General features: G+C 63.6%; 26 protein-coding genes. 10 read left to right on the forward strand and 16 right to left on the reverse strand.

The genetic code is table 11. The features are described from left to right. Positions 1–47: 47 nt before the first annotated feature. Both NKI50_RS27820 and mutL read left to right on the forward strand, forming a co-directional pair. Positions 48–950, forward strand: a complete 903-nt coding sequence (locus NKI50_RS27820) for a LysR family transcriptional regulator (protein WP_352640003.1) — start codon at positions 48–50, stop codon at positions 948–950. 603 nt (positions 951–1,553) lie between these two features. Further along, on the forward strand, positions 1,554–3,413 hold the full coding sequence (gene mutL, locus NKI50_RS27825) for a DNA mismatch repair endonuclease MutL (RefSeq protein ID WP_352718270.1): 1,860 nt from the start codon (positions 1,554–1,556) through the stop codon (positions 3,411–3,413). A 34-nt stretch (positions 3,414–3,447) separates the two neighbouring features. Here the strand turns inward: mutL and NKI50_RS27830 are convergent, their stop codons facing one another. Both NKI50_RS27830 and NKI50_RS27835 read right to left on the reverse strand, forming a co-directional pair. Continuing rightward, positions 3,448–4,005: a hypothetical protein gene (locus tag NKI50_RS27830; RefSeq protein ID WP_352496155.1), complete on the reverse strand. Its 558-nt coding sequence runs from the start codon at positions 4,003–4,005 to the stop codon at positions 3,448–3,450. A gap of 328 nt (positions 4,006–4,333) precedes the next feature. Further along, a complete protein-coding gene (locus NKI50_RS27835; RefSeq protein ID WP_352496156.1) occupies positions 4,334–5,227 on the reverse strand; it encodes a DMT family transporter in 894 nt (297 codons plus the stop codon). Between the two features lie 111 nt (positions 5,228–5,338). On the opposite strand from NKI50_RS27835, the gene NKI50_RS27840 reads away from it, so the two are divergent. After that, the gene (locus NKI50_RS27840; protein ID WP_352496157.1) at positions 5,339–6,244 is read left to right on the forward strand and encodes a LysR substrate-binding domain-containing protein; all 906 of its coding nucleotides are present in this window, start codon (positions 5,339–5,341) and stop codon (positions 6,242–6,244) included. 234 nt (positions 6,245–6,478) lie between these two features. Next, positions 6,479–6,712, forward strand: a complete 234-nt coding sequence (locus NKI50_RS27845; RefSeq protein WP_031193470.1) for a DUF2093 domain-containing protein — start codon at positions 6,479–6,481, stop codon at positions 6,710–6,712. A 255-nt stretch (positions 6,713–6,967) separates the two neighbouring features. Here NKI50_RS27845 and lpxK read toward each other — a convergent pair whose 3' ends face one another. The 7 genes from lpxK to epmA all read right to left on the reverse strand — a co-directional run bounded on the left by lpxK (position 6,968) and on the right by epmA (position 13,768). Then, complete coding sequence (gene lpxK, locus NKI50_RS27850; protein ID WP_352496158.1) at positions 6,968–7,996, reverse strand: tetraacyldisaccharide 4'-kinase; 1,029 nt, start codon at positions 7,994–7,996, stop codon at positions 6,968–6,970. Position 7,997: 1 nt separating this feature from the next. Continuing rightward, entirely contained in the window at positions 7,998–9,314 is a 1,317-nt protein-coding gene (gene waaA / locus NKI50_RS27855; protein ID WP_023717167.1) for a lipid IV(A) 3-deoxy-D-manno-octulosonic acid transferase, read from the reverse strand. Then, complete coding sequence (locus NKI50_RS27860) at positions 9,311–10,090, reverse strand: lysophospholipid acyltransferase family protein (protein ID WP_023717166.1); 780 nt, start codon at positions 10,088–10,090, stop codon at positions 9,311–9,313. Before NKI50_RS27860 ends, waaA begins: the two co-directional genes overlap by 4 nt. 5 nt (positions 10,091–10,095) lie before the next feature. Continuing rightward, a complete protein-coding gene (locus NKI50_RS27865) occupies positions 10,096–10,341 on the reverse strand; it encodes a DUF4170 domain-containing protein (protein WP_023717165.1) in 246 nt (81 codons plus the stop codon). Between the two features lie 74 nt (positions 10,342–10,415). Further along, the gene (locus tag NKI50_RS27870; protein ID WP_352496159.1) at positions 10,416–11,222 is read right to left on the reverse strand and encodes a 3'(2'),5'-bisphosphate nucleotidase CysQ; all 807 of its coding nucleotides are present in this window, start codon (positions 11,220–11,222) and stop codon (positions 10,416–10,418) included. Then, positions 11,209–12,552, reverse strand: coding sequence for a TldD/PmbA family protein (locus NKI50_RS27875; protein ID WP_352496160.1), 1,344 nt, complete (start codon positions 12,550–12,552; stop codon positions 11,209–11,211). Before NKI50_RS27875 ends, NKI50_RS27870 begins: the two co-directional genes overlap by 14 nt. Before the next feature lie 169 nt (positions 12,553–12,721). After that, positions 12,722–13,768, reverse strand: coding sequence for an EF-P lysine aminoacylase EpmA (gene epmA, locus NKI50_RS27880; RefSeq protein ID WP_023717162.1), 1,047 nt, complete (start codon positions 13,766–13,768; stop codon positions 12,722–12,724). Positions 13,769–13,882: 114 nt separating this feature from the next. Between epmA and efp the strand changes: the two genes are divergently transcribed. Continuing rightward, positions 13,883–14,449, forward strand: coding sequence for an elongation factor P (gene efp / locus NKI50_RS27885; RefSeq protein ID WP_023717161.1), 567 nt, complete (start codon positions 13,883–13,885; stop codon positions 14,447–14,449). A 133-nt stretch (positions 14,450–14,582) separates the two neighbouring features. Here efp and NKI50_RS27890 read toward each other — a convergent pair whose 3' ends face one another. After that, positions 14,583–15,590 (reverse strand): AraC family transcriptional regulator, encoded by a 1,008-nt coding sequence (locus tag NKI50_RS27890; protein ID WP_023717160.1) that lies wholly within the window; start codon positions 15,588–15,590, stop codon positions 14,583–14,585. Between the two features lie 226 nt (positions 15,591–15,816). Between NKI50_RS27890 and NKI50_RS27895 the strand changes: the two genes are divergently transcribed. From NKI50_RS27895 to NKI50_RS27910, 4 genes are all read left to right on the forward strand, one after another. Further along, positions 15,817–17,199 (forward strand): FAD-binding oxidoreductase, encoded by a 1,383-nt coding sequence (locus tag NKI50_RS27895; protein WP_023717159.1) that lies wholly within the window; start codon positions 15,817–15,819, stop codon positions 17,197–17,199. 443 nt (positions 17,200–17,642) lie between these two features. Continuing rightward, complete coding sequence (locus NKI50_RS27900) at positions 17,643–18,713, forward strand: glycosyltransferase family 2 protein (protein WP_156948034.1); 1,071 nt, start codon at positions 17,643–17,645, stop codon at positions 18,711–18,713. Next, positions 18,688–19,380, forward strand: a complete 693-nt coding sequence (locus tag NKI50_RS27905; protein WP_023717157.1) for a class I SAM-dependent methyltransferase — start codon at positions 18,688–18,690, stop codon at positions 19,378–19,380. Before NKI50_RS27900 ends, NKI50_RS27905 begins: the two co-directional genes overlap by 26 nt. After that, positions 19,358–19,813 carry a GtrA family protein gene (locus NKI50_RS27910; protein ID WP_023717156.1) on the forward strand — a complete coding sequence of 152 codons (456 nt, stop codon included), beginning with the start codon at positions 19,358–19,360 and terminating at the stop codon, positions 19,811–19,813. The genes NKI50_RS27905 and NKI50_RS27910 overlap by 23 nt, the downstream gene beginning before the upstream one ends. On the opposite strand, the gene NKI50_RS27915 is transcribed toward NKI50_RS27910, so the two are convergent. From NKI50_RS27915 to NKI50_RS27925, 3 genes are all read right to left on the reverse strand, one after another. Further along, positions 19,810–20,442: a hypothetical protein gene (locus NKI50_RS27915; protein ID WP_352718272.1), complete on the reverse strand. Its 633-nt coding sequence runs from the start codon at positions 20,440–20,442 to the stop codon at positions 19,810–19,812. The genes NKI50_RS27910 and NKI50_RS27915 overlap by 4 nt on opposite strands. Next, positions 20,429–21,592, reverse strand: coding sequence for a putative hexosyltransferase (locus NKI50_RS27920; RefSeq protein WP_023717154.1), 1,164 nt, complete (start codon positions 21,590–21,592; stop codon positions 20,429–20,431). The genes NKI50_RS27915 and NKI50_RS27920 overlap by 14 nt, the downstream gene beginning before the upstream one ends. A gap of 101 nt (positions 21,593–21,693) precedes the next feature. Beyond that, a complete protein-coding gene (locus NKI50_RS27925) occupies positions 21,694–21,777 on the reverse strand; it encodes a hypothetical protein (protein ID WP_352481318.1) in 84 nt (27 codons plus the stop codon). A gap of 313 nt (positions 21,778–22,090) precedes the next feature. On the opposite strand from NKI50_RS27925, the gene NKI50_RS27930 reads away from it, so the two are divergent. Then, the gene (locus tag NKI50_RS27930) at positions 22,091–22,837 is read left to right on the forward strand and encodes a gamma-glutamylcyclotransferase (RefSeq protein WP_023717153.1); all 747 of its coding nucleotides are present in this window, start codon (positions 22,091–22,093) and stop codon (positions 22,835–22,837) included. On the opposite strand, the gene NKI50_RS27935 is transcribed toward NKI50_RS27930, so the two are convergent. From NKI50_RS27935 to NKI50_RS27945, 3 genes are read right to left on the reverse strand one after another with little or no spacing between them, the layout of a single operon-like run. Continuing rightward, the gene (locus NKI50_RS27935) at positions 22,824–24,806 is read right to left on the reverse strand and encodes a glycoside hydrolase family 127 protein (RefSeq protein WP_023717152.1); all 1,983 of its coding nucleotides are present in this window, start codon (positions 24,804–24,806) and stop codon (positions 22,824–22,826) included. The two genes, NKI50_RS27930 and NKI50_RS27935, sit on opposite strands and share 14 nt — an antisense overlap. 27 nt (positions 24,807–24,833) lie before the next feature. Beyond that, complete coding sequence (locus NKI50_RS27940; protein ID WP_023717151.1) at positions 24,834–25,691, reverse strand: carbohydrate ABC transporter permease; 858 nt, start codon at positions 25,689–25,691, stop codon at positions 24,834–24,836. After that, the gene (locus NKI50_RS27945; RefSeq protein WP_352548962.1) at positions 25,691–26,620 is read right to left on the reverse strand and encodes a carbohydrate ABC transporter permease; all 930 of its coding nucleotides are present in this window, start codon (positions 26,618–26,620) and stop codon (positions 25,691–25,693) included. Before NKI50_RS27945 ends, NKI50_RS27940 begins: the two co-directional genes overlap by 1 nt. Positions 26,621–26,875: the final 255 nt, after the last annotated feature.

Here is a 26,875-nt window from a genome sequence, read left to right on the forward strand (position 1 = left end):
GATAAATAGCCGCTTGAGTAGATCAGTGGAAACTGTGGGTTTTGAATATGGATCGCCTTACCAGCATGGCCGTGTTCGTCAAAGCCGTCGACCTGGGCTCGTTCGCGGCCGCGGCGGCGGCGGCTGATCTGTCCGGGCCGATGGTCGGCAAGCATGTCCGGTTTCTCGAGGAGCGCCTGGGCGTGCGCCTCATCAACCGGACCACGCGCCGCCAAAGCCTGACGGATTTCGGGCGCGCCTATTATGAACGCTGCCGGCTGGTGCTTGCCGAAGCGGAGGCCGCGGATGCACTCGCCGCCGACCAGCTTGCCGAACCGCGCGGAAAGCTGCGCGTCCTCATGCCGGTGCATTTCGGCCGGCGCTGCGTTGCCCCGATCCTGTTCGGGCTTGCGCAGCAATATCCGGCGCTGGAACTTGACCTGTCGTTCAGCGACGCCCTCGCCGACCTCGCCGAGGACGGCTGCGACCTTGCCATCCGAACGGGCGATCTGGAGGACCAGGCCGGGGTGATGGCGCGGCGCGTCGCGCGCCAGCACATGGTCGTCTGCGCGTCGCCATCCTATCTCGACAGGCACGGCCAGCCGCAGGCGATAGATGACCTCGGCAGCCATCACGCGATCATCTACCGCCGTTCCGGGCGTGCCGTTCAGCCGTGGCTGTTTCCACGCAATGGCCAGCCTGCGACGGAGGTCAGGCTCGCCGGCAGATTGCGGCTCGACGATCTCGATGCCATCGCCGATGCCGCGGCCGCCGGCATGGGGCTCGTCTGGCTGCCATACTGGCTGGTTCGCCAGCGCATTCAGGCGGGCGTACTTGTCCCGCTATTGCCGGAACAGCCGAGGTTTCTCTATGACGCCCATGCGCTGTGGCTGCAGACGCCACATCTGCCGATGAAAGTCCGCCTTGCCGTCGATGCACTGGCGGCAGCGCTGCCCAAACTCATGACTTGAAGTGCACGGTCGCGGTCAGCTGCGTGGATTTCCTCGAGAACGACCCGACGATTGAACAATAATCTATATGGTAAGATTTCGAATATACAGGAGGTAAACCAGAACAACTGTTAGCGATATCGAAATAATCGTCCAAATAGTGAACAAAATTACTCTTGCAATACGACTCTTTCGACGCTGTATCCATCGAGCGAAGTTTACCATTAAGTAATCTAGGATGACGTCCAAATGTCGCCTCCAACGGCCATTCGCTTCAGATTTTGGCCTTCGCCCGACTAAATCCACTAAGTCAATTGGGGGCCAAGCCCATTCACTTCAACAATATTCCTATCTCTGCATCGTGGCGGGACAGCACCCCCTCTGGCCTGCCGGCCATCTCCCCCGCAAGGGGGGAGATTGGCGGTTCATGCGTCCCGCCAACCTTTGAGACATTGGAGACTGGCGGAGGCCGAGGCGACATCCGATCTCCCCCCTTGCGGGGGAGATGGCCGGCAGGCCAGAGGGGGGTGGGACGGAGCGCAACGGAGCAGTCTCCCTGCCTTGCAACAATCAACGCTATTCTCCCCCTCCCGCATCGGCCACGAATCCGCCTATAGTGCTGCCATGCCCATTCGCCAGCTTTCCGAAACGATGATCAACCAGATCGCCGCCGGCGAAGTCATCGAGCGTCCGGCAAGCGTGGTCAAGGAACTGGTCGAGAATGCACTCGATGCCGGCGCGACGCGCGTCGAGATCGTCACCGCCGGCGGCGGGCTGAACCTGATCCGTGTCAGCGACGACGGCTCGGGCATTCCGGAAAAGGAACTGGCGCTGGCGATCGCGCGCCATTGCACCTCGAAGCTCGCCGACAACATTCACGACATCCGCTCGCTCGGCTTCCGCGGCGAGGCCTTGCCGTCGATCGGCTCGGTGGCGCGGCTGTCGATCCGCTCGCGCACAGCGTCCAGCGAAAACGCCGCCGAGATCGGCATCGACGGCGGCCGCGTCTCCGCCGTCAGGCCGGCCGCCGCCAATCGAGGCACGACGGTCGAGGTGCGCGACTTGTTCTTCGCCACGCCGGCGCGGCTCAAATTCATGAAGGGTGAGCGCGCAGAAAGCTCGGCCATCGGCGACGTGGTCAAGCGCATCGCCATCGCCTTCCCCGCCGTGCGCTTCACGCTCGCCGGCCCGGACCGCTCGACGCTGGAGCTGCCGGCGACCGAGGACAGCCCGGAAGGCCGGCTGCGCCGGGTGGCACAGGTGATGGGCGCCGACTTTCCCGACAATGCGATCGCCATCGACGCGGTGCGGGACGGCGTGCACCTCGCTGGCCATGTCTCGGTGCCCTCCTTCACCCGCGCCAACGCCCTGCAGCAATATGCCTATGTCAACGGCCGCCCGGTGCGTGACAAATTGAACGCCGGCGCCATTCGCGGCGCCTTCGCCGACGTGCTGCCGCGCGACCGCCATGCCGTCACCGTGCTGTTCCTGACGCTCGATCCGGCGATCGTCGACGTCAACGTCCATCCGGCCAAGGCCGACGTGCGCTTCCGCGATCCGGGGCTGGTGCGCGGCCTGATCGTCGGCGCCATTCGCGAAGCACTGTCCAATGCCGGGATCCGCGCCGCCACCACCGGTGCCGCCGGCATGATGGCAGCGTTCCGGCCGGGCGCGGCATCCTATGCGCATGGCGGGCCGGCCAACGGTCACCGCAGCTACGAGGCCGCCTATCGGGCATCGGGCTTTGCCGGGTTCGACCCTGCCCGTTCGCCGCAGCGGCCGCTCGATATGGTCTCTGCAAATGGCGGCTTCGGCGAGGACGAGCAGGCGGCCTTCGACGCCGGCCCGCTGCACAGCGCCGATGCGCGCGCCGGGCAAAACGAAGCAGCGGAGACGCTGCTCGGCACGGCGCTGGGCGCGGCGCGCGCGCAAGTGCACGAGAACTATATCGTTGCCCAGACCAGGGATTCGCTTGTCATCGTCGACCAGCATGCGGCGCATGAGCGGCTGGTCTACGAGGCCTTGAAGAACGCCCTCCACTCACGCGCGGTGCCGTCGCAGATGTTGCTGCTGCCCGAGATTGTCGATCTGCCGGAGGAAGACGCCGAACGGCTTGCCATGCATTCCGAGACGCTCGCCCGCTTCGGCCTCGGTATCGAGCGCTTCGGCCCAGGCGCCGTTGCGGTGCGCGAGACGCCGTCGATGCTCGGCGAGACCAACGTCCAGCAGCTGGTGCGCGACCTCGCCGACGAAATCGCCGACAATGACACGGTCGACACGCTGAAGGAGCGGCTGGACAGGATAGCCGCGACCATGGCCTGCCATGGCTCGGTACGTTCCGGCCGGCTGCTCAAACCGGAAGAGATGAACGCGCTGCTGCGGCAGATGGAGGCGACGCCCGGCTCCGGCACCTGCAACCACGGCCGCCCGACCTACATCGAACTCAAGCTGGCGGATATCGAGAGGCTGTTCGGGCGACGGTAAGCATTACCTGGGCAACCCCAAGCGAGGCACCCGCTCAATTCGCCAATTGATGATACTTCTTAGTTTTAAGAGAGAAAACATAGTCCATTGTATAGCCAGCGCCGCCGCCACGAAAGTTTACTGAAATGATCTCGGCGATTTTTTTCGTCTGTTTTTGAACATTCATGTAGATTGGCGTCATCAGCATTCCCGCGTCGCAATTGTCGTCATCGAACTCGATCTCTTGATAGACTTTCTTGCTTCGCTTGCCGATGACTTGCAATTTTCGCATGCAAATTCCGGCTTCGGTTTTCGCGTAGATGCCTGAAAACCTGTCGGTAGCGGTCTGCGCCCAGAACGGGATCTCAACGGTTCCGTCAATCTTCCCGTCGCCGGTATCGTCCAGGCTAGCAACTTTCTTGAGCGTGACGGGATGTTTGTCCGCACCCTTGCTCCAGGTTCCTGTTGCGCCGCTTTCACCAATGTCGAGAGAAAATGGGCATCCACTGGTGTCGACGGGCGTTTTCGAACCCATGACCAGCACCTGGTCGAATTCCTTGTCGTCCGCAATCTCGCAAAGGGATACGCTGGTGCCGTTGATCTTGCCGTACACTGCTATCGGGCTTTGCTTCGCGTCGTAGAAATAGCTCCCCTCGACCGTAATCCCGCTGCCGAAACTGTCATTCCTCTGCAGCGACAGATGGACTGGGTAGGCCCAATGAAACCTTCGAAGTTTTCGATCTGATACCAACCCGCGACGGCATTTTGGCTGAACAGCAACAAGAAAAAAATTGCGGAGATAAACTGCATTCCCATGTCGACCCCTCGCCACGCTTCGCAAACGCAATCAACATAGACGCCGGCCTGGCTCATGTCTGCATCGCAATGGTCGTCAGTAACGGCTCATGGTTTGAGTCGGGAAAAAGCTTCAATTATCTGAATCACCTCCTCAAATTCACCACGATGACGCCGCCCAGCGCCAGCGCCCCGCCGATTATGCCGAGCAGCGTCGGCACCTCGCCCAGCCAGAAGAAGCCGATCAGCGTCGCCACCGGGGACACCAGATAGAGGAAGTTCGATGCGCGCGCCGCCGGCAGCCGGGAAAGTGCTGTTGCCCAGGCAGCGTAGGCGATGAGACTGGGCACGATGCCGAGAAAGATGACGGCGCCGAGCCCGGCGGTGTTGGCGGTAGCCGCTTGCGCCAGGCCGCTCGGCAGGAACGGCGACAGGCAGAGCGCGCCGAGCACCATGTTCGAGGCCGAGATGGTCAGCGGGTGGTGGCGACCAAACAGCGGCTTCTGGACGATGGTGTTGACGGCCGAGCACAATGCCGAGCCGAGGACAAGCAGCGCACCATCGTTGAAATGCAAGCCTTGCCCCTCGCCCATGGCGATGATGCCGATACCGGCGAAGGACAGGAATGTGCCGGCCCAGGCCAAGCCTGAGAAGCGTTCGCCGAGCAGCGCCATGGCCATGATGGCGGTGAAGATCGGGCTGACATTGATGATGAAGCCCGCCGCACCTGCCGAAACGGTCAGCTCGCCGAAATTGAGCATCACCGTGTAGAGCGCGACGAAGACGGCACCACCGAAGACAAAGCGCCAGAGTTCGTCGAGCCTGGGCAGAGCCGGCCGCTTGACCGCGAGAAAGATCGCCGCCGGAACGGCGGCGATGGCAAAGCGCAACGCGCCAAGTTCCAGCGGCCCGAAGGCGGCAAGGCCGGCGCGGATCGCCGGAAAGGCCGAAGCCCAGCCGACCACCGTCAGCGCCACCGCGATGGCAGCGGTGGTGTCCATCCGCTGTGTCGGATTCAACGTTCCGGAATAGACGCTCATCTCGGTGTCCTCGCGATCCAATGCCATGAAGTAGAGAAACGCTATTGCGCGTCGATTGACAAACGAACAAATCGAGTATCACCTGTGACTATGGATCACAGCTCAGACTCGATGCTGCCGCTTGAAACCCTGCGCGCCTTCGATGCCGCGGCGCGGGCAGGCAGCTTTTCGGCGGCGGCCGAGAAGCTCAACATCACCCATGGCGCCGTCAGCCGGCAGATCGCCAAGCTCGAGAACTGGCTCGGGCTGAAAGTCTTCGATCGCGGCGCGCGCGGCGTCTCGCTGACCGTCGAGGGCAATCGCCTGCATCTGCGCACCACTGAAGCCTTCGCCCTGATCGCCAGCAATTCGGATCGCTGGGTAGAGCCGCGCGGCACGGCGGTGGTGCGGCTGACCTCGATCCCCTCGGTCAGCGGGCTGTGGTTGATGCCGCGCATGGCGGCGCTGGAGAACCAACCGTCCAAGCTGCGCATCGTGCTCGACGTCGACATCCGCCAGGGCGATCTTGCCGACGAGGGCATCGACCTGTCGATCCGCTGCGGGCGCGGCCGCATTCCGGGCCGGATCTCGGTGCAGCTTTTCGAGGAATATGTGTTCCCGGTCGCCTCGCCGGAATTAGCCAGGGAGATCGGCCGCGGCGATCCGGCCCGGCTGCTCGAATTTCCGGTGATCAACGATTCCGACGCTTCGGCGTGGCGGGCCTGGTTTGCGGCGCAGGAGATGGACTATCGGCCGCGGCCGCACGACCGCCGTTTCGAGGATTACAACCTCGTGCTCGACGCCGCCGCGCACGGGCTCGGCATTGCGCTGGCGCGTCCGCCATTGACGGTGGACCAATTGAAATCGGGCCGCATCGTCGCCGTAGACGAGCGCGGTGCCCTCAGCCCGATATCCTACTGGCTCGACCGGCCGCTGGGGCGGCCGCGCGCCGCGGCAGCCGAACTTGCTCGTCGCATCGCAGTCCAGGCCGGGCTGCCAGCGGAGAGGATCGAAGAGTTTATCATCGCCGAAGAATGAGATGCCTGAAGCGCGTCGCGTTCGACCGGCCTCATGCGACGCGCTTCAGGTTCTTGTGTTTATGCATGTCGTTATCGCAAAACCGCTGCACACTTTTGCGCGACATGCATTGGCATCCGCTTTGCCGGCTTGTTCGAGCAAGTGTCACCAGAAACAGAGGCAGGCAAAGCCAACCAAGCTTGACCTCGCCGCAATTTGTGGCGATGACATCGTCATGAATTTCGGCTCCACCCCATGATGAACCGTTTCGAAGGCCCCGGCGGCAAGGAAGCCCGCATCCGCTATCTCGACGGCGACTTCCAGGTGACTAGCCCCGGCGCCTTCGTTCGCTGTGCGGTGACCGGCGAGAGCATCCCGCTCGACGAGCTCAAATATTGGAGTGTCGCCAGGCAGGAACCCTATCTGAATGCCGCTGCATCATTGCGCCGCGAGATCGAAGCGCATCCGGAACTGCGCCGCCGACGGTAGTCTGACGCAAATGCAAGTCGCCCCGTTGCGATCCTTCGCGCGCCGTCTCCTGCCGCGACGTCAAGCCAGCGACACCGAAACCTTAGAAGTTATCTTGAAATAAAAAACCCGCCTCGGGGCTCGAGGGCGGGTCGTCGGCGAATCATCACCATATACAAATTAGTAGCATAGCTGCCGGCACAAAGCAAGAACAAAATACGCTCGACCGGCGGAAAAATTCCGGTCCCCGCATTGCCTCGGTGCCCAAGCTGCTGGTCAGCCTCTAAGCCTGCGCTGCCGCCAGGCATCCAGCGTCTCGTCGATGATGCGTTGCGGCACATGGTCGAGCTCGAAGACGGTGTCGATCTCCAGCACATCGAGCCGGTCGAGGAATTCCGGCGGCGCTGCGCCGTGACGCAGGCGGGCAGCATCCTTGGCAGTGGTAATGAGGCCAAGCCCGGCTTTACGTGCCGTCGCCGCCAATTCGGCAAGCTCGTCCGCGCTGTAGAAATGATGGTCAGGAAACGGTCGGGTCAGCGCAAGCTCGCCGCCGGCCTCGGCTACGGTGTCGAAAAACTTGTCGGGATGGCCGATGCCGGCGAACGCCAGGAACCGCCTCCCGGCCAGCATCACCGTGCTGCTCGGGGCGGTGTGCGCCTCGAAGATCGGCCTGCCGGCGCGCGCTGCCTGACGCACGACCGTGTCGGCCGCGGTGCCCTCGCCCATCTTCAGCAAGGCGCTGGTGAAGACCAACTGGTCGACGATGTTCGCCCGCAGCGGTCCGCCGGGGATGACGCGGCCATTGCCGATGCCATGGCGCGCGTCGACGACGACCAGCGCATAATCGATGTGGATGCGCGCGCTCTGAAAACCGTCATCCATGATCAGGAAATCGCAGCCGAGCTTCTCCAGCAGAAGCCTGGCGCCGGCGGCCCGGTTCGGCGTCACCGCGACCGGCGCATGTTCGGCCAGAAGCAGCGGCTCGTCGCCGACATGCTTGGCGGCGTCATGGTGCGGATCGACGATATGTGGCTGCGCGAAGGAGCCGCCATGGCCGCGCGACAGGAAACCCGGATTGAGCTGCATGCGCCGGGCCTGCTCGGCCAATGCGATCGCCACTGGCGTCTTGCCGGTGCCGCCGACCGTGAAGTTGCCGATGCAGAGCACCGGCGCCTCGACTTTTTCGCGCGGCGCGTGCCGCATGCGGCGACCGGCGATAAGCGCATAGATGGCGGAAAGCGGTGACAGCGCCATGACCCGCCAGTCCGGCTCTTCCCACCAAAAAGGCGGCGCTTCCGAGGTCACGTCAGCGCCCGTTCGCGCCCTTCAGGCGCGACTTGACGACCAGCGGCTGGATATAGGGCTCGAGCGACCTGAGCGTGTGCGCCAGCGCACCGCGCATCTCGTCGACCGTCGCCGCACCCGCCGCCATCATTTCGTGACGAGCCACCTCGTTGGTCAAAAGGAAATTCACGGCGCCGGCCAGCATATCGCGGTCGCGCACCAGCTTGGCGCCGCCACTGTCGAGCAGGCGCTGATAGGCCTCGCGAAAATTCTGGACGTTGCGGCCGGCAAGCACCGCTGTCTCCAGCATGGCCGGTTCCAGCGGGTTCTGGCCGCCCTCGGAAGTCAGCGAACGGCCGACAAAGGCAATTTCCGTCAGCCTCAGATAAAGCCCCATCTCGCCGATCGTGTCGCCGAGCAGAATATCGGTATCGGCGGTGATCCTGTCGCCCTTGCTGCGCTGCGCCAGCTTCAGGCCCATGCCGGAAATCTGGGCGGCCAGCTGCCCGGCGCGTTCGGGATGGCGCGGCACGATGATCGTCAAAAGCCCGTGGTGCCGCTTGTGCAGCATGGCGTGAACTTCGGCCGCGACCGCCTCTTCGCCGTCATGGGTCGAGATCGCCGCCCAGGTCGGGCGAGCGCCGATCTGGCGTTTCAGCGCCGCCAATGCCCGTTCGTCGGCCGGCGGCGGCGCGGTGTCGACCTTGAGATTGCCGGACACGGTGACCGGCCGGGCGCCGAGCGAAAGGAAGCGCTCGCCATCGAGATCCGACTGGGCGACGACATGGGCGAGATTTTCGAACAATGCTTCGGCGATGTTGGCGCGCTTCTTCCAGGATTTGAAGGAGCGGTCGGACAGCCTGCCATTGACCAGAACCTGCGGCACGCGGCGGGCGCCGAGTTCCAGGATGGTCATCGGCCAGATCTCCGATTCGGCGATGATCGCCAGGTCCGGTTGCCAATGATCGAGGAAGCGGCTGACCGCCGGCTTGAGGTCGAGCGGCACATATTGGTGGATGATGCGGCCGCCCAGCCGTTCTTCGGCGACCTGCGCCGAGGTGACGGTGCCCGTCGTCAGCACGATGTTGACGCCGTAGTCGAGAATGCTCTCGACCAGCGGCACGACGGCGATGGTCTCGCCGACGCTGGCTGCATGGATCCAGATCACCGGGCCTTCGGGGCGCTCGCGTCCGGCGACGCCGTAGCGCTCGCGCCGGCGAATGCGATCCTCCTTGCCTCTGGATGTGCGCCAGGCGACATAAGGTCCGACCAGCGGGTAGGCGGCGGCCCCGGCGAAGCGGTATGCCGTCAGGAAGGCGCGCGCCCAGCGCATACTCATTTCGAACCGTCCACAAGGCGATAGGCCTCGGCGGTCGCGGCATTGAGCGAGGCCGTGACCTCCTGGCGCTTGCGTTCCATTTCCGCGGCGTCTGCGTTGGCCGGCACGAAGACAGGCGTGCCGACGACAATCGAGGAGCGGCCGAAGGGCAAGTTGATCGTCGTCTTGTCCCAGCTGCCCTCGATCACCTTGCGGCGGCTGGTGGCAATCGCGGCAGGCAGGATCGGCCGGCCGGACAGCCGCGCCAGGAGGACGACGCCGAGCCCCGCATCGCGCGGCGTGCCGTGGGGAATATCAGCAATCATGGCGACATTCTTGCCGGTGGCGAGCGACTTTTTGAGGGCGATGAGCGCCTTGGCGCCGCCCTTGTCGAGATGCCTTGCGCTTTCGCGCCCGCCAGAGCCGCGCACCGCCTCGATGCCGAATTTCTCGACCATCAGCGCGTTGAGCTCGGCATCGGCGCTGCGCGACACCATGGCAACCAGTGGCCGTCCCTTGGGATAATAGGCCGGCGTCAGCAGATGCTGGCCGTGCCAGAGCGCGATGATGCCAGGCTCGAGCTGCGCATAGGCGCCGCCAGAAAACTTCGCCGATCCGTCGACCATGCGGTTGGTCAGGCGGACAAGGCGGACGAAATACGCAAACAGCGCGGCAAGCGCATTCTTGACGAATCGCGACTGCGCCAGCGGTTCGCGGATCTTGCGCCAGAACGTCTTCGGCTTGCGACGTCTGACCGCCGACCGCGGGGCTGATCGCTTGACCGCTTCATGGTTCATCGATGTCAACCGGCAGCCTTGTTTTCGGGGTCGAGCAGGCGGTGCAGGTGAACGACGAAATAACGCATATGGGCATTGTCGACGCTGGCTTGCGCCTTGGCCTTCCAGACGGCGTGCGCCGATTGATAGTCGGGATAGATGCCGACTACGTCGAGCGCGTCGAGGTCGCGGAATTCGGTGCCGCCCAGCTTCTTGAGTTCGCCGCCGAACACCAGGTGCAAAAGCTGTTTCTTTCCGTCTTCAGCGGCCATGTCGATCCTTCACATATCGTGAGTTTGGGACAGGTCTAGACCAAAGCCGCCGACTTTGGAACTATTGATGATGGTCAATTGTCCAGCCCGGCGATGACGCCGGCGAGCACAGCGAGGAGTTCGCCGCTGCCGGCGGCAAGCGCGCCGTGGCGGATCACTTCGCCGGCATAGAGCGGCGCGCGGCCGTGCCGATCGAGCACGGCGCCGCCTGCCTCGCGCAGGATGAGGTCGGCCGCGGCGATGTCCCAGTCATGCGCGTTGGCCTTGACGAAGGTGGCATCGAGCTGGCCGCCGGCGATCATCGCCAACCTGTAGGCGAGCGAAGGAATATAGGGCACGCGCTTCAGCCGTTTGTGCCATTTCGCCGGCATCAGGTCGATCATCGCCTTCGGTCCGGCGATTTCGGCCGTTTCCGACGGCGGACGCACGCCGATGCGCTTGCCATTCAGGAATGCGCCCTCGCCCGGCAGCGCCCAATAGATTTCGCCCTTCGCCGGGCAGTCGAGCACGCCGGCAAGCGTGCGGCCGTTCTCGACCACCGCGACGCTGACGCACCATGTGGGCAGGCCTTCGAGGAAGCCGCGCGTGCCGTCGATCGGATCGACGACGAAGGTGCGGCGCGCGACAAGCCTTACCGGGTCGTCGACGGTTTCCTCCGACAACCAGCCATAGTCCGGCCGGGCCGCCAGCAAGGTCTCGCGCAGATATTTGTCGGCGGCGTGATCAGCTTCGCTGACCGGCGAGGTGCCGCCCTTCATCCACACTTGCGGATTGTTGTTGAAGTACTGCATGGCGATGAGCCCCGCCTCGCGGGCAGCGTCGCGCAGCAGCTGCAGGTCTTCAGTAGCGCCGGCCGAGACGGCCGGATCAAGCTCCGGCAAGGGTCATCCCTTCGATCAAAAGCGTGGGCGCGGCAGTGCCGAAATTGCGGTCGAGATCGCTCGCCGGAACCATGTTGAGGAACATCGTCTTCAAATTGGAGGCGATGGTCACCTCGGCAACGGGATAGGCCAGCTCGCCATTCTCGATCCAGAAGCCGGAAGCGCCGCGGCTATATTCGCCCGTCACCATGTCGACCCCCTGGCCGAACACTTCGGTGACGTAGAAGCCGGTCTCGAGCGACTTGATCAGCTCTTCCGGCGTGTTTTCCCCGGGCTCGATGGCGAGATTGGTCGACGATGGCGAGACCGACGAGCCGCTGCGCGAGCCGCGCCCATTGGTGACGAGGCCGAGTTCCCGCGCCGCCGAGGTCGACAGGAACCAGTGGTTGAGCACGCCCTTGTCGACCATGAACAATTTCTCGCCCTCGACGCCTTCGCCGTCGAAGGGGCGCGAGGCCTGGCCGCGGCGCCGGAGCGGCTCGTCGGTGACGGTGATTGCGGCCGAAGCCACCTTCTTGCCCATCATGTCGCGCAGAAAGCTGGTCTTGCGCGCCACCGCGGCGCCATTGATGGCACCGGCGAGATGGCCGGCAATGCCGCGCGCGACGCGCGGATCGAACACCACGTCGACCGGCCCGGTCGCCGCCTTGCGCGCGCCAATGCGGCGTACGGCGCGCTCACCGGCCTTGCGGCCGATGTCTTCCGGCGCGTCGAGATCGGAAAAATGCTGGCGCGAGGAGAATTCGTAATCGCGCTCCATGCCGGTGCCCTCGCCGGCGATCACGCTGGTCGAGCGCGAAAAGCGCGACGTGACATAATGGCCGACAAACCCATGCGAAGTGGCGAGCACAAGGCCGCCGAGCCCGGCGCTGGCGCCGCTGCCGGCCGAATTGGTGACGCCCTTGACGGCAAGCGCCGCCGCCTCGGCGGCAAGGGCTGCTTCCTTCAACTGGTCCGCCGATACCTCGGTGGCGTCGAACAGATCGAGATCGCGCGGCTTTTTGACCAGCAAGGCCGGATCGGCGAGACCCTGATAGGGATCTTCGGGCGACACTTTGGCCATGGCGACGGCGCGCTCAGCCAGCATATTGGGGTCGGATGCCGCCGTTGCCGAAACGCTCGCCACCCGTCTGCCGACGAAGACGCGCAACGAGACGTCCTCGCTCTCGGACGCCTCTGTGCCTTCGACCTTGCCAAGCCGCACCGACACACCGGTTGAGCGGCCGCGTACTGCAACCGCATCGGCGGCATCGGCGCCGGCCCGTTTGGCAGCCTCGACCAGGGCCGCGACGCGGTCGGTCAGTTTCGCTGCGTCGAGCGTATCGGTCATGCGCATAATCCTGTTATTTCCGGCCGGCTGAAGGGCAGCCGCTGCTGCACCATCTATTGTCCCGATGCAGCTTCTGCAATGGGAGAAGGCGCAAAGCGGGGGCATCAAGCGCCTGAACAGGGCTGCCAGTGTCAGGCAGGTGAGCGGCAATGGCGAGATCGACAATCCCTCAGGAAGCGGCCACCGGCGTCCAGATCACGTCGTCGATCCTGAGCGCGCCGGTGGCGAGCATCACCAGCCGGTCGAAGCCGAGCGCCGCGCCGCTCGCTTGCGGCGTGATGGCGAGGGCGGCGAGGAAATCCTCGTCGATCGGATAGCGTTCGCCATAGACACGCTGCTTTTCGTCCATTTCGGCGGCAAAGCGCCGGCGCTGCTCGGCCGGATCGATCAACTCGCCAAAGGCGTTGGCAAGCTCGACGCCGCAGCAATAAAGCTCAAAACGCTCGGCGGTGCGTGGATCGTCGGCGCTCGGCCTGGCCAATGCCGCCTCCGAGATCGGATATCCGAAAAGAATGGTGGCGCGCCCCTGCCCCAGCGCCGGTTCGATTTTTTCGACCATCACCCGGCTGAACAGGTCGGCCCAATTGTCGTCGGGCGCGGTCCGCAATCCGGCCTGGACCAGGGCGGCATGCAACCCCGCGCGGTCGGTGCTGCCATCGGCTGCCACAGTCGCCAGCAGATCGATGCCGGCATGGCGCATGAAGGCTTCGGCGACGCTCAACCGTTCCGGCTCGGCGAACGGGTCGGCCTCGCGGCCGCGGAAGCTAAAACGCTTTGCGCCCGCCCGTTCGGCCGCCAGCGCGACGAGCTCGGCGCAATCGCGCATCAGGCTCTCATAGGCCTCGCCGACGCGGTACCATTCGAGCATGGTGAACTCCGGATGGTGCAAGGGGCCGCGCTCACGGTTGCGCCACACAGCAGCGAGGCTGAAGATGCGCTCCTCGCCGGCGGCAAGCAGCTTCTTGCAGGCGAATTCCGGCGAAGTGTGGAGGTAGAGCGGCTGGCGCTGCCCGTCCGGCCCGATCGCCTCGGTGGCAAAGGCCGACAGATGCGCTTCATTGCCGGGCGAGATCTGCAGGGCCGATGTCTCCACCTCCACGAAGTCACGGCGGGCGAACCAGTCGCGCATGCCGGCGGCAATGGCGTTGCGCAGGATCAGCCGCGGCCGGCGGTCGGCATGGACATGCGGCGTCCACCATGGCGAAGCGGCGGTCATCGGCTTCAGGCGAATTGCACAGAGGGCTGGCGATTGCGGCCAAGATGCGCTAGGCCGCACCCAACGGCCTCTCCAGCCGATTTGCGCCAACAAATTTTATCAGGATGGAAACCCGTGAAGGTCATCGCCAGCTCCTTACGCAAAGGCAACGTCGTCGAAAAGGACGGCAAGCTTTATGTGATCCTCTTTGCCGAAAACATTCATCCTGGCAAGGGTACGCCGGTCACCCAGCTCGACATGCGGCGTATCTCCGACGGGGTTAAAGTTTCCGAGCGTTACCGCACCACCGAGCAGGTCGAGCGCGCCTATGTCGAGGAGCGCGAGCACACTTTCCTCTACCAGGACGGCGAAGGCTTTCATTTCATGAACCCGGAGAGCTACGACCAGGTGGCGGTGCCGGAGAGCGTGGTCGGCGACATGGCGCCCTACCTGGTGGAAGGCATGCCGGTGCAGATCTCGCAATACAACAGCATCGCCATCTCGCTGGTACTGCCGCAGCGCGCCACTTTCGAGGTGGTCGAGACCGAGCCGGTGACCAAGGGCCAGACGGCGTCCTCGTCCTACAAGCCGGCAACGCTGTCCAACGGCGTGCGTACCCTGGTGCCACCACACATCAGCGCCGGCACCCGCGTGGTGGTGATGACGGCGGATGGCGCGTATGTCGAGCGCGCGAAGGATTGAGGCGCGAAGCCTGAAACGCCTCGCCCTAGCGCGCCGAGGCGGCCGGTCATCGTCGACCGCTTTGTGCCAGGGGGCTTTCGAGCATTGGGACGCGGCACGCAGACCGCAGCGTCAACGCCCGGCCAGTTCTTTCCTATTGCACGACGCCAGCGGGCAATCTTTGAGCCTCGAGCAACGCCGACCGTCCCTTTCGCCAGGTGCCAGGTGGAATGCCGACGAACTTTTTGAAGGCGCGATTGAAGGCGGCTTCCGACTCGTAGCCGACGTCGGCACCCGCTTGCGCGATGCTCATTTCGGGCCGTTCGAGCAAACGTCCCGCCAGTTGCAGACGCCAGCGAGCAAGATAGTGCATCGGCGAGACCTCGACATAGTGGGTAAAGCGGCTCGCAAACGCCGTGCGCGAGAGCCCTACTTCGCGGGCGAGCCGGTCCAATGTCCATTCCTCCCTGGGGCGAGCGTGGATGAGCCGGAGCGCCTCGCCGACATGTGGATCCCGTAGGCCTGACAGCCAGCCGCGCGAATCGCCGGGGAGGGTCTCAAGATGGCGGCGGATGATCTCGACAAACATCAGCTCGCTCAGCTTGGCGAGGATCGTTTCACCGCCCGCCCGCCCACTGCCACCTTCGGCCAGCGCCAGCCGAAACAGGTCGATAACCCAGCTGCTTCCATCGGCGGGCTTGCGGGCACACAGGATGGCCGGCAATGCAGCGAGGAGAGGATTGAAGGGACGTGCATCGCAGCCAAGATACCCGCAAATGAACCGGGTCCGCTCGTCTCCCCCGCCACCATGGATCACCGCGAACGGCAGGCTCTCGTCAATCGGCCGATAATACATCGCCATATTGGGTTCGCCCCGCGCTCCGGGCGAAGAGCTCAAGACGTTCGGAACTCCACCGGGGAAGACAACGACATCACCGGCGTTCACGAGCACCGGGGGCACCGAATCGTCTGCCAGCGCGGCCCAGCACGAGCCCGACATCACGGCATGAAAAGAAATGATGTGCTCTGCCTCCGGCATGATGGCGGCGGCAATGTCGGCCGTGCCCGGCGACTCGCCGACCCAGGGAGAGCTGGCGTCGACGTCGAAATAGATCGCACCGGTGAGGCGAACGGCTCGGAGCACATCGGAAAGGACATCCATGCACTACACCTCCGGAAACGATCGGCTACTCCCTTTGACAACGAGTTTTTCGGCCAGGCATCTCGAACTATCCGGCAATACAGCCGCCCGAGCAACTACCCATCCGGTCTAATCCTACTCTGAACGATCGGGCAACAGAAATGGACGATGTGACATTTGCGGGAACAGCGGACGGGATTAGCGTTTCATCGACCGGCCGACAGGTCCAATAACAGGGAGGAATGTCATGCACGATGAAGACATCACCAAATTCGCAGCAAGCCTGCGGGGCGAAGTCATCCGGACCGGCGACGCCCGCTATGATGAGGCCCGCAAGCTCTACAACGGCATGATCGACAAGCGGCCGCTGATCATCGCCCGCTGTGTGGACGTGGCCGACGTGATCACAGCGGTGAATTTCGGCCGCGACAACAATTTGCTGGTTGCGGTACGTGGCGGCGGCCATAACGGACCAGGATTGGGGAGTTGCGACGACGGTCTGGTGATCGACCTGTCGGCGATGAACGGCGTGCGTGTCGATCCGGATGCCCGTACGGCGCGGGTGGGTCCGGGCTGCACTCAGGGCGACCTCGACCACGCAACCCATGCCTTTGGCCTGGCCGTACCGGCGGGCATCATCTCGACCACCGGGGTCGCCGGACTGACGCTGAGCGGCGGCCATGGCTATCTGACGCGCAAATATGGCCTGACCATCGACAATCTGGTCGAGGCCGATGTCGTGCTTGCCGACGGCAGCTTCGTCACCGCCAGCAAGGAGCGGAACCCTAGCCTGTTCTGGGCGCTTCGCGGCGGCGGCGGCAATTTCGGCGTCGTCACCAGCTTTGTGTTCAAGCTCCACCAGGTCAGCATGGTCTTTGCGGGGCCGATCGCATGGGATCAGCGCCAGGCCCGCACCATCATGCAGCATTATCGCGAGTTCCTGCCGCGCGCGCCCGAGGAACTCGGGATCTTCCTCGGGCTCAAGACGATCCTGTCGAGCGCACCGTTCCCGGAAGAGTTTTGGGGAGAGCGGATGTGTCTGCTGATGTGTTGCTACAACGGCCCGGAGGAAAAGGGCAGAGAGGCGCTGGCTCCGCTACTCGATGCGCTCCCCGCGCCCTGGTTCAATTGGATGGGAATGATGCCCTATCCCGCGGTGCAGAGCATGTTCGATGGGCTCTACCCGAAGGGGATGCAGTGGTATTGGCGGGGCGATTTTGTCAAGACGCTGTCCGACGAGGCGATCGACGCTCATCTCGAGCAGGCGGCGAAAACACCGAGCGAGCTATCGCTCATGCATCTCTATCCGATCGACGGCGCGGTCCATCGCGTCGGCAAAGACGAGACACCCTGGAATTACCGTGATGCGACCTGGTCGATGGTCATCGCCGGGATCGATCCGGACCCACAGAAAGCGGGGCCGGTGACGCGCTGGACCAAGGCCTACTGGGAGGCCGTGCATCCGTTCGATCTGGGTGGCGCCTATCTGAACTTCATGATGGATGACGAGGGCGAGGGAAGGCTCAAGGCGGCTTATGGCGATAACTACGAGCGCCTGGCCTCGCTAAAGAAGAAATACGACCCGAACAACCTCTTCCGGGTGAACCAAAACATCCGGCCGGCCGCTTGACGGCCGCCCTCGTCTGGCCAGCAAGTGTTGTATCGTACCGGCCGGACCAGCTAAGGCCCGGCCGGTACGATAGGTTCCGGCCAGGACGCTCGGCGGCCTACAAGCGCGATACTCGGCCGGGCTCGGCGACCATGTTCCATGAGCCATGTCTGACATGCGTCGAAGCGGTCGGCCCGCACGCTCAGGTCACCCGTAGTGCTGCTTCAACAGGCAAGTCCGGGAGCAGGCAATGCGGTCAACGGGTTATGCCTCAGCGACTGCTTCTCGCCAGGCCGATCGCGCCGGCAGCCTACCGATAATTTCACGCTTCGATGCGGACGTCCGACGTCACCACGACACCCTTCAGTCCTCCTCGAGGATCGGTATCCCCTTCAGAACTAACTAAATTAGCAGTTTCTTAATTGCCTTTGGAACTTTGTAGCTTGCGTTCCATTTTCAACCGCATGCGAGAGTCTGTGGTCCAAGGCCCGGGAATAACGGTGAACAGGTCACCGCCGCGCTACTCGCTGGTCCTGCCCGTATACAATGAAGAACAGGTGCTGCCTCGGCTGATCGAGCGGATCAGTTCGCTTATCGGCCGGCTGGACGGCGAAACGGAGGCCATCTTCGTCGATGACGGAAGCCGCGATGGAAGCGTCGAATACCTTCAAAAAGTGGTCGCCGCCGAGCCGCGCTTTCGGCTGATCGAATTTTCCCGCAATTTCGGCCACCAGGTGGCGATTACCGCCGGCATGGACGCCGCTGCGGGCGATGCCGTCATCGTCATGGATGCGGACCTGCAGGATCCGCCGGAAGTCGTTCTCGATCTGGTGGCTAAGTGGAAGGAAGGTTTCGAGATCGTCTACGCCCGCCGGGTCAAGCGCGAGGGCGAATCCTGGTTCAAGCGCTTTACGGCAAGTCTTTTCTATCGCCTGCTGGAGAAAATGACGTCGGTCGATATTCCGCGCGACGTCGGCGACTTCCGCCTAGTCGGCCGCAAGGCGCTGGAAACCTTCAAGCGTATGCCCGAACATGACCGCTTCGTCAGGGGCATGTTCGGCTGGATGGGGTTCAAGCAGACGGCCGTGCCATTTGAGCGCCACGCACGAACCCTGGGCCAGACCAAATACCCGTTCTGGAAGATGATGCACCTTGCGGTTCACGGCATCGTCAGTTTCTCCGAGAAGCCGTTGCGCCTGGCGCTCTGGGGCGGGTTGGTCATTTCCGCGCTTGCGGGGGTCTTTGGCGCCTACGCCATCTTTGCCTGGTTTTTTGAAACCGGGATCATTGCCGGGTGGACATCCACGGTGGTGATCGTGTCGCTCCTGTGCGGGATCAACCTTTTCATGACCGGCGTGGTCGGACTCTACGTCGGCAGCATCCACGCCGAGGTGAAACGCCGCCCGCTTTATGTCATCGATCGGCTCACCGGCTTCGACGAGTCGATGCGTGCCGCCTCCGGTGAGCGCCGCCGATCGTTTCACAAACCCAGGAGTGGAGTCCCCGCCAATGGCCGAACTCTTCGACAGCTATAAATCCAACTATGGCGAGGCGGTCGAAGGGTCCATCCGGTTTTCCGGACTCAGCCACGACTTCTTCCTTGTCGCCAAGGCGGATCTGCTGCGGCGTCTGGTCTTCGAGCGAAAGCTTCGGCAGGGTGGGTCGGCTGTAAGGGCGCTGGATGTCGGCTGCGGCGTCGGTTCGCTCCACCCCTACCTCGACGGTGCTTTCGACAGCGTCGATGGTTGCGATGTCTCGCAAGAATCGATTTTGCACGCCAGCCAACACAATCCGCGTGTGGCCTACAGGACCTGCAGCACTCAGGGGCTGCCTTACGAGGACGGCACGTTCGATCTGGCTTTCGCTAGTTGCGTCGTCCATCACGTTCCGCCCTCCTCCTGGCTCGATTTCTTCCTGGAAATGCGGCGCGTCGTACGGCCGGGCGGCGTCGCCTGCATTATCGAGCACAATCCCTACAATCCACTGACGCGCCTTGCTGTGTTCCGGTGTCCGTTCGATCACGACGCGGTTCTGCTCAACGCCGCCAAAGCGAGGTCCGTTTTTCAGGAAACAGGCTTCCGGGACATCCGCTCCGAGCATTTCCTGCTGCTGCCATCGGCAAGGCCCTTGGCCAGAAGGGTCGAGCGGGTATTCGCGCCTTTGCCGCTTGGAGCGCAGTATGCGTGTAGTGCGCGTGTCTGAGCGCCGTTCAACCGGCGACGCCGGGCTGAGGGTGCTGGCGCGCTTCGGGTCGGTCGGCATCGCCGCAACGATCCTTTATGCAGTGATGGCCACCGCTTTGGTAAAATGGCAACGGTTCGGCCTCTCGCCGGTCGGTGCCTCGCTCGCGGCTTACACCGCAGCCGCCCTGTTTTCTTATCTCGCGCATAAGTTCGTGACTTTCGCGTCGAGCGGATCGCATCGATCGGAAGCTCCGCGTTTTTTCTTGCTGACGGCGACAGGCTTCGCCGTTGCCTGCGCGGCGCCGGCGGTTTTGACGGCCAAACTCGGCCTGCCGCCGATCATCGCCATTCTGGTTACATGCTTGCTTGTTCCAGCGGTCAATCTTCTCATGCTCGACCGGTGGGTTTTTGCGCAGCGAAGACCCGGCCAGCAACGTGATCGCCCGCCCTAACCCGGCTCAACAGGATCGAGCCGGAACGACAACAATTTGATGGCGCGCTTGTAGATGTTGCTGGCGGCCGAACTTGGCGGAATGCCGTCGAGGTAGTCGAAGGCGACATCGAGTATCCTGGCCTCGGCGAGGGCCGCCGTTGGAATGACGAACGAGACCGTTCGCGGCTCTTTGCCGGACAGCGTCACCGCATGCACCCGAACGCCATTCACCGAAATAATAATCCGCTGCGTGACCTGCGGCGGGCGAATGGCGGCGGCCATTTGCAGCGTGGCCGTCACACTGTCGTGGAGCGGCGGTATCTTCAGCCGAAGCCGCGAGGTCTCGCCTAGGGAATGGGTGCCGTCGGCAACGGGTCCCGACCAGCCGCAGACCCTCATGCCGGCTGCCTTTTTGGCTCCGTCGGACCGGAACGACACCGTCTCGCCTAGGGTATAGCTGCCGACCGCATCGCGATTGAGGCAGGTCGTCGTCCGGTCAATGTAATAGGCGCGATAATTGGCGTTGACATTCGGATTGAGAGCAAGCGCAAGAATGACGATTTCCGTTCCCGCCAGAACCGCCGCCAGCGCGTAGCTGGCAAGCCTGGCCCCGCGCAGATACCGGCCCGAAATGTCAGACCAGGGCAAGATAGCCTCCGATCCATGCCACGGTCATGAAATAACAGGCGCCCAGGAAGAGAGCCAGAGCCGCAAGAAAAGTCAGCTTCGACGCCGACGACAGCATGGCCAGCAATATTGTCAGAGGTGCAAGCCCAACGACGTATCTGACCATCGAGGCCAGGTTCGTGATCAGCGGCAGGATGATGCAGCAGGCGCAGAACAACGCGGCGCCATATTGCCTGCGAACCGCCAGAACCGCCGATAGCGCCAGTCCGATGAGTGCGGCGAGCGCGCTCCATTGCGGCGCCGTGGGCAGCCATCCAGTTGTCGGAACGGCCGAAAACCCGTCCCATATAAAGGCGAGCGGATTGCCCGGCACCCGTCCAAACGCGCGCTGCACGTGCAGGAAGGCAAAGCCGTCGCCGATGGTCAGATAGAGAAACAGGATGTAGGCGAATAGGCCGGCTGGCGAGATGAAGATGGCGACGAGCAGATCCGGTCGGCCAAGCAGCCAACGCGGGAACGACAGCGTCGATCCGCCCTTTGCGCGGTAATCCGTGAACATCTGAATGACGGTCGCGAATACAACGAGCACCCCGACGAGCCTGGTTGCCGACAGGAGAGCCGATGACAGTCCCGCAGCCAGATAGCTGGAGCGTTTGAGCGCCAGAAAAACGCACGAAGTCAGGAGTACGAAAAGAGGTTCGGTCAGGAAAGTCGTGAAGTGATAGGAGAACGGGCCGCTGAGCAGGAAGGCGCAATACAGAACATAAGCGCGCATGTTCTTCTCGAGCAGTGGCCACGCCACCAGACAGGCGGCATAGCTGCACGCAATCGATGTGATCGACGCGACGAGTATCGTCGGAAAGCGGAAAACAGACCGGATTGCCGCCACCAGCATCGGATAGAGCGGGAAAAAGCCCCAGCGTCCGACATTGCTCTGGCCTGGAATGGGAAAGCGCTCATAGCCGTGTTCGGAAATGCCGACATACCACGCGCAATCCCAGCGGCAGAGCGCCTGGGCATAGGCCGCGAAGCCGGGTTCTGCCGAAACCGAAGCAAATGCGGCATAGCGAATGGCCAGCCCACTGACGACGAAAGCCAACGGCACCGCGACGACGGCTACCGCAACAAAGCGGCCACCGGCGTTCGGACGCGCGACAGCTTCGAGCGCCAAAATCTGCCTCCACCCGTTCAAATGGCAGGCGCCACTCAAAGCTAGATGACGCGCGCCCCGGCGAATTCAAGGCGTTCACGCGGCTCAAATTGGCGATACCGCTATCCGGCGCTTCTGAGCCAGACCAGCATCTCGCCGGGGTCGCGGTTGTGCCAGGCGAAATGCGGCACGGCGCCGACTTTCACTTCCTCGACCGCCGGCGGTTCGGTGCGGTAGAGCCCCTTTCCAGTTTTCGAAAGTCTCCTTTTGGCAATCGCCGAAAGCGTGACGCCGCCGCCCAGACGGTTCGCTGCTTGTGTGCCTCGATCTCAGCCGTTCGCGGCAGAGCGATGCGGTGCCGTGGCTGGAATTCGACGCGCAAAAGTCCGCCGCGTATTTTGTGCGATTCCGTCAAGCTGTTGTACACGACAGTTTGAACCCTGATGCCGCGCCCGCGTACTCGGCCCTTGAGAATCCTCCAGCCTTCGGCAACATGGCGGCAAAGCTGAGAGTGTGAGGATGAGCAAGGTCATTTCCGCCGCATCGCGGCGTCAGTCGGCGCCGCGCAAGTCACCGATGGCGCTGACCGAGGCGCTGGTCGCCCGCACCTTGCGGGCGGTCGAGGACGCCGGGCCGACGCCGGGCATGGTCTACATGACCGATGCCGATTACGCGCGCATTCGCGACGAGGTGCTGGCCGGCGCGCCGGCCGGGCCGGTGAAGCTGTTCGCCTATGGTTCGCTGCTATGGAAGCCGGCCGGCGAGGTCAGGGGTGGCGAACGGGCCGTAGCGACGGGCTGGCACCGTTCGTTCTGTTTTACGGTGCAGCGCTTCAGGGGCACGGTGGAGCAGCCCGGCCTGATGATGGCGCTCGACCGCGGCGGCCAATGCCAGGGGATGGTGTTCGAGATCGCCGAGCCAGTGGCGGCTAATCTCGAAGCGCTGCTGCGCCGCGAGATGACCATCCTGCCGGCCGTCAACGTGCCGCGCTGGCTGCAGGTCAGGACGGGCGACGGCATGGGCCAAGCGCTTGGTTTCGTTGTCGATCCCGCCAATCCGCGCTATGCCGGCAAGCTCGAAAAGCGAGCGATAGCGGCGACCCTGGCCATGGCCGTCGGCCATTGGGGTTCGGGCGCCGAATATCTGTTCGAGACCATTCGCCATCTCGACGCCTGCGGCATCCGCGACCGCAATCTCTGGCAGCTGCAGGAACTTGTGGCCGAGGAGATCGGCCGGGCGCCGCCGTCGGGCTTTATTCGTCCCTGAGCCAGACCAGCATCTCGCCGGGATCGCGGTTGTCCCAGGCGAAGTACGGCACGGCGGTGACTTTCGCTTCCTCGACCGCCGGCGGTTCGGTGCGGTAGAGCCCCTCTTCCCAGTTTTCGAAAGCCTCCTTCTTGGCAATAGCCGAAAGTGTCACGACGCCGCCCAGAAGGTTCGGCTGCTTGTGTGTCTCGATGTCGGCCGTTCGCGGTAGAGCGATGCGGTGCAGCTGGCTGGAATTGTCGGTCTCTTCGATGCAATAGATCAGCGGTCCGCGCGCCAGTGCGACGCGGCCGATATCCTGCCGCACCTGCGGGTTGGCGTAGAGGCGGTCGACGGCCATTTCGAGATCGAGCTCGACGCGGTCGCCCTTGCGCCATTCGCGGCGGATCGCGGCATAGCCGTCACTGGTGACAGCATCCAGATCGATATCGGCGCCGTTGACCTTGAGCGTTGCCTTGCGGCACCAGGCCGGCAGCCGCAGGTGCAAGGTGAACTCGGTCGGCGCTTCCGGTTCGACGGAGATCGAGACCGCGCCGTCCCAGGGATAATTGCTGGTCTGGGTGAGCTCTATCTGCGCCCCGGCGATATCGAAACGAGCCGTGCCGTTTCCATAGAGGTGGACGGCAAGTGCTGTGTCCGACAGGCCATAGAAATAGCTGCCGATCGAGGCGACCATGCGCCCGACATTGGGCGGGCAGCACGGGCAGCGGTGCCATTTCCAGCGGTGGTGGGCGCCGCGGCTTTCGAGCGGATTTTCGTAGAAGAACAGCGAGCCGTCGAGCGACAGGCCCGAGATCGAGCCGTTGTAGAGCGCCCGCTCCATGATGTCGGCGTAGCGCGCATTTGGGCCCATGCCGAGCATGCGGCTTGCCCAGAACACCAGGCCGACCGAAGCACAGGTCTCGGCATAGGCGGTGTCGTTGGGCAGGTCGTAATCGGCGGTAAAACCCTCGTTGTGCGACGATGGCCCGAGACCGCCAGTCACGTAAAGGTTCTTGGTCATGAGATCGTCCCACAGCCGGTCGAGCGCCACCCGCAGCGTGTCGTCGCCATATTCGGTGGCGATGTCGGCCATGCCCGAATAGAGGTACATCGCCCGCACCGCATGGCCGACGACCTTGTCCTGCTCGCGAACGGGCTTGTGCGACTGGTTGTATTCGTAGGTCTTGAAGTGATAGGCCTTCGGGTCGGCGCCGCGGGCGCGCGCCTCCTCGTCGAAATAATGCGGCTGCTGGCCGCGCTGATCGATGAAGTATTTGGCAAGCTCCATGTATTTGCGCTCGCCCGTCACCCGCGCCAGCTTGACCAGCGCCAGCTCGATCTCCTCGTGGCCGCAATAGCCCTTCTTCTTGCCGGGCTCGGGACCGAATGTTTCTGCGATATGGTCGGCGTAGCGGCACATGATATCGAGCAGCTTGCGTTTGCCTGTGGCCTGGTAATAGGCGACCGCGCCTTCGATCAAATGGCCAGCGCAATAGAGCTCGTGGCAATCGCGCAGATTGGTCCAGCGCAGGCCGGGCTGGATGCGCTGGTACCAGCTCGACAGATAGCCGTCGGACTGCTGCAGCCTGCCGTACATGTCGATGACGGCGTCGATCTTCTTCTCCAGCTCGTCGTTGCGGCGGCGGTAGAGCGAATAGGCGGCGGTCTCGATGGTCTTGCCCCAGTCGCTGTCCCAGAACATCTGGGTGGTCACCGTCGATCCGGTGAACTCGTTGCCGGCGGTGGCCGCCTCGTCCGGCGAGGGTGAGTGGAACGGAATGACGACGCCGGGCGACGGCCGGTCCGGGTCGATCTGCTCGAGCATGCGCGCCTCGACGCAGCGGTCGTAGAGGATGCCGGCGGTTTTGCTGGCGACGGCATCGACGCGGTCGCCCCAGAAGCCGCGCACGTCGACCTGCGGCACCGGCAGCGGACGGAAGGCGAGTTTTGGCTTGGCGCCCTGACTGGCGGATGGCGATGCGGTCATCAATTTACTCCGGTTCGGTTCGATTGGTCACTTGACGGCCCCTGCCATCAGGCCGCGGATGTAGAAGCGCTGCAGCAGCAGGAAGAGCACCAGGCACGGCACCATCATCACGGTGACGCCGGCCTGCACGGCGCCCCAGTCGATGGCGCCGAAGCGGCCGGACTGCAGTGCGGTCATCATGATCGGCAGCGTGAATTTGGACTGGTCGGTCATCAGCACGAGGGCCGCCAGAAACTCGTTCCAGGCGCCAAGGAAGGCAAACAGCGCGATGGTGACGATGCCCGGCCAGACCAGCGGCAGCATGACCCTAAGCAGCATGGTGACATTGTTGGCGCCGTCCATGCGCGCGGCCTCCTCGATCTCGCGCGGCACCGCGTCGAAGGCGTTGCGCATCATGAAGATTGAGAACGGCAGCTGCAGCGTGACGTAGACGCAGACCAGCCCGGTCAGCGTGTTGTGCAGGCCGATTTTTGTCAGCACCAGGAAGATCGGCGTCAGGATCGACTGGAACGGGATCATGATCGTCGACAGGATGACGACGAAGAGCAGGTTCTTCAGCGGAAAGCGGAAGCGCGAGAAACCGTAGCCGGCGAGCACGCTGACGATCACCGACAGCACCACCGTCATGACCGAGACATAGATGCTGTTTTGCGCCGGCAGCCAGAGGCCATCGCCGAAGGTGTTGAGCGTGGCGTAATTCTCTAGCGAAAAGCCCGTCGTCGGCCAGGGCGGCAGCGGCGGCTGGCGCGCCTCGTGCGCCGGCTTGAAGGCCGAAAGCACCGTCCAGGCGATCGGCGCCAGGAACAGAATGGATGCGATGATGCCGGTCGCGTGCTCGGCGATCTGCATGCCGATGCGGCGTTTGCGGCTCCTTGCCTGCGCCATCAGTCGACCCCCTCGGGCTGGCGCAGCAGCCGCAGCTGGATGAGGCTGAGCGCGACCAGGATGACCAGCAGCACCATCGATAGGGCGGCGCCATAGCCAAGCTTGAACGACACGAAGGACTGGTTGAAGATCCAATAGACGGCGGTCAGCGTCTGGTTGCGTGGCCCACCGCGCAGGATGATGTAGAACTGGTCGAAGGCGAGGATCGAGCCGGCCACCGACAGGATCAGCGCCAGCGCCAGCGTGCGGCGCATCAGCGGCAAGGTGATGGCGCGGAACCGCGCGAATGGCCCTGCCCCGTCGATCATCGCCGCTTCCTGCAGGTCCGGCGGGATCGATTGCAGGCCGGTCATCAGGATGATCATGGTGAACCCCGCCACCTTCCAGACCACCATGGCGATGATCGACCAGAAGGCCGGCTGGAAAGTCGCCAGCAGGTTGAATTTCTTCTCGGTCAGGCCAAGCTCGAAGGCGGCTGGGCTGAACAGGCCGGAATCGACGTTGAGCAGCCATGACCACAAAAGGCTGGCCGAGGCAAAACCGATGACCGCCGGCATGAAGAAGGACGTGCGGTAAAGGCCGGTCAGCTGCCGCGGCCTTTCGATGAACAGCGCCAGCGGAAAGGCGACGGCGAAAATCGCGATCGTCACCACCACTGTGTAATAACCGGTGAACTTCAGCGCGTTCCAGAAGCGGGTGTCGCGCAGGATCGCCCAGTAATTGTCGAGCCCGACAAAGCTGTGCGCGCCCATCAATGGCCAGTTGTGCAGCGACATCCAGGCGGTCATGCAAAGCGGCACGATGAAGAAGACCACGACCAGGGCAACGGCCGGCGCGACATAGAGCAGGCCGATCAACTGCCGGCGGCCGGCGCCGACCAGTTTGTATGCGCGTGCGGGTGCGGCGGTGGTTGCTGCGATGGTGGTCATGCGCGGTTCTTGCGGTTGAATGGTTGCAAATCTTCGGTCTCCCGCCCCAAGTCAATCGCGTCTGGTTTGCGCTGCCCCTCATCGCCCTGCCGGGCACTTCTCCCCGTATAGTGACGGGGAGAAGGGTGCCTTCGCAAAGGATTTCGCCAACATCCAGCGTTGCAGAAAGGGTGCCAGGGTCGCGGCCAGCCCCTTCTCCCCGTCACTATACGGGGAGAAGGTGCCGGCAGGCGGATGAGGGGCGGTGCCGACATT

Origin of the sequence: Mesorhizobium sp. M0563, assembly GCF_040321065.1 — a bacterium.
Classification (GTDB): Bacteria; Pseudomonadota; Alphaproteobacteria; order Rhizobiales; family Rhizobiaceae; genus Mesorhizobium.

Excerpts from the sequence above, each read along its gene's own strand:
- NKI50_RS27910 (WP_023717156.1), top strand. The coding sequence starts at position 19,358 with ATGCGTGTAGTGCGCGTGTCTGAGCGCCGTTCAACCGGCGACGCCGGG.
- NKI50_RS27875 (WP_352496160.1), bottom strand. The coding sequence starts at position 12,552 with ATGACCGATACGCTCGACGCAGCGAAACTGACCGACCGCGTCGCGGCC.
- NKI50_RS27840 (WP_352496157.1), top strand. The coding sequence starts at position 5,339 with ATGCTGCCGCTTGAAACCCTGCGCGCCTTCGATGCCGCGGCGCGGGCA.
- NKI50_RS27835 (WP_352496156.1), bottom strand. The coding sequence starts at position 5,227 with ATGAGCGTCTATTCCGGAACGTTGAATCCGACACAGCGGATGGACACC.
- NKI50_RS27940 (WP_023717151.1), bottom strand. The coding sequence starts at position 25,691 with ATGGCGCAGGCAAGGAGCCGCAAACGCCGCATCGGCATGCAGATCGCC.
- NKI50_RS27860 (WP_023717166.1), bottom strand. The coding sequence starts at position 10,090 with ATGAACCATGAAGCGGTCAAGCGATCAGCCCCGCGGTCGGCGGTCAGA.
- waaA (WP_023717167.1), bottom strand. The coding sequence starts at position 9,314 with ATGAGTATGCGCTGGGCGCGCGCCTTCCTGACGGCATACCGCTTCGCC.
- epmA (WP_023717162.1), bottom strand. The coding sequence starts at position 13,768 with ATGACCGCCGCTTCGCCATGGTGGACGCCGCATGTCCATGCCGACCGC.
- NKI50_RS27895 (WP_023717159.1), top strand. The coding sequence starts at position 15,817 with ATGCACGATGAAGACATCACCAAATTCGCAGCAAGCCTGCGGGGCGAA.
- NKI50_RS27935 (WP_023717152.1), bottom strand. The coding sequence starts at position 24,806 with ATGACCGCATCGCCATCCGCCAGTCAGGGCGCCAAGCCAAAACTCGCC.
- NKI50_RS27820 (WP_352640003.1), top strand. The coding sequence starts at position 48 with ATGGATCGCCTTACCAGCATGGCCGTGTTCGTCAAAGCCGTCGACCTG.
- NKI50_RS27930 (WP_023717153.1), top strand. The coding sequence starts at position 22,091 with ATGAGCAAGGTCATTTCCGCCGCATCGCGGCGTCAGTCGGCGCCGCGC.
- NKI50_RS27890 (WP_023717160.1), bottom strand. The coding sequence starts at position 15,590 with ATGGATGTCCTTTCCGATGTGCTCCGAGCCGTTCGCCTCACCGGTGCG.
- mutL (WP_352718270.1), top strand. The coding sequence starts at position 1,554 with ATGCCCATTCGCCAGCTTTCCGAAACGATGATCAACCAGATCGCCGCC.
- NKI50_RS27865 (WP_023717165.1), bottom strand. The coding sequence starts at position 10,341 with ATGGCCGCTGAAGACGGAAAGAAACAGCTTTTGCACCTGGTGTTCGGC.
- NKI50_RS27900 (WP_156948034.1), top strand. The coding sequence starts at position 17,643 with ATGCGAGAGTCTGTGGTCCAAGGCCCGGGAATAACGGTGAACAGGTCA.
- NKI50_RS27845 (WP_031193470.1), top strand. The coding sequence starts at position 6,479 with ATGATGAACCGTTTCGAAGGCCCCGGCGGCAAGGAAGCCCGCATCCGC.
- NKI50_RS27905 (WP_023717157.1), top strand. The coding sequence starts at position 18,688 with ATGGCCGAACTCTTCGACAGCTATAAATCCAACTATGGCGAGGCGGTC.
- NKI50_RS27945 (WP_352548962.1), bottom strand. The coding sequence starts at position 26,620 with ATGACCACCATCGCAGCAACCACCGCCGCACCCGCACGCGCATACAAA.